The sequence below is a fragment of the Rhizobacter sp. P2_H2 genome, assembly GCF_056403375.1.
In genome coordinates, this window is sequence record NZ_JBFUFP010001312.1 from 1 (window position 1) to 1,320 (window position 1,320).

The 1,320-nt window shown below is 60.0% G+C and carries 2 protein-coding genes and 1 pseudogene; 2 read left to right on the forward strand and 1 reads right to left on the reverse strand.

Annotation, left to right across the window (positions count from 1 at the left end; translation table 11 throughout):
• Positions 1–9: 9 nt before the first annotated feature.
• A complete protein-coding gene (locus AC1D15_RS32640) occupies positions 10–150 on the forward strand; it encodes a DUF1203 domain-containing protein (protein WP_477829329.1) in 141 nt (46 codons plus the stop codon).
• A 218-nt stretch (positions 151–368) separates the two neighbouring features.
• Positions 369–878: a hypothetical protein gene (locus AC1D15_RS32645; protein WP_477829328.1), complete on the forward strand. Its 510-nt coding sequence runs from the start codon at positions 369–371 to the stop codon at positions 876–878.
• A gap of 140 nt (positions 879–1,018) precedes the next feature.
• Here the strand turns inward: AC1D15_RS32645 and AC1D15_RS32650 are convergent.
• Positions 1,019–1,192 (reverse strand): annotated as a pseudogene (locus AC1D15_RS32650) (transposase); the annotation flags it as partial.
• Between the last annotated feature and the right edge of the window lie 128 nt (positions 1,193–1,320).

Consider the following 1,320-nt stretch of genomic DNA (forward strand, 5'->3'; position numbering starts at 1 on the left):
GCCCACCTGATCGTCGACGCCAGCGTGCGCGAGGGCACGCACGTCGCCGAAGAGATCGAGCGCTTCTTCTGCAACGCCGAGGTCGCCTACCTCCACCTGCACTTCGCCAAGCGCGGCTGCTTCGCCTGCCGGGTGGACCACGCCGCGTGATTTGCAGGCAGCTCCCTCGCACCCCCGCGCTCAAGCCGGCGCGATCGCCACAAACCGCTTGCGCCGCAGGCGAGCATATCCGCGTAGATTTCCAATGATCAAACGCGCTGTCGGTTTGAATCACAGTGCTTCTCCACAATCATGTTGATGACGCGGCCACATCGCCGCTCCACGATGCCGAGCAGCCCCATGGAGTCAGTTCATGCGCATTCGATTGCTTGAGCAGCAACGAGCTGTTGGCGGTTTGGGTGCGCGGGGGGGTCATGGCCAAACAGGAGGCTGCGCTCATGCCAGTTGAAACAGCGACTAGTGAGACGCGAACTCCTGTGGAGGACACGCGTCTAGATCGGCTCCTTGAGTACACCAAGTTCCACATCGGAATCTATCTCGCTGTCGGCGGGGGCTTGGTTACCCTMATTGGCTCAGCGAGCAAGGCCGACGAGAAAGACTTCCTCTCCAACTTCATCGGCTCGCACGGCGCGCTCGCGTTTGCGCTGCTGCTCATGGCCGTCGCCGGCTTGTCCGGCGGCATCATCGCAAGCTGCTGCACCCAGCACCACACGTTCGAAAGGGTGTGGTGCGAGCGTCAGGGCCCACACAAGCTACGGTGGTTCACAGGTCAAACTTGGGCGTTTATCGAACACTTTTCGTTCTGGCTGAGCATGGTCGCCTTCGCCTATGCAGTGCTGAGCGCGCCCAGGGTGGTCAAATGGCTTTTTGCTCAATGAAGCTTAAGGATTCGTTGATCAATGATTCTGGCGAGCGCCAACGAGTGGCGCGAACCAGAACTGCAGCCGCGATGCACAGCGGCACATGGGCAGCCGCGCCGAGGGTCGTTTGATGCCTTCGACGAGGCCGCCGTTGGCATTCAAGAGACACCTCGGTCCTGGATATCCAGCAATCGTCTCTTGGCGATGGCGATGTTGGCCAGTTCGAACAGCGCGAACAACTACGCCTCGTTCCTCGCCAGTCCCTTGTAGCGAACCTTTCAGTGTTGGAACAGGTTCTTGACCACGTGGAACGGATGCTCGACCTTCGCGCGCAAGTACCGAACAGAGGTCTTCCCAATGCAAATTCGATACGAGCTTGAGACTGGACGGCCGAGTTCGCTCGACCTGTGCCGGCGAGTCGCTGCCTATGGCCGGATCGATCGTGTACTTGGCTTCAAAG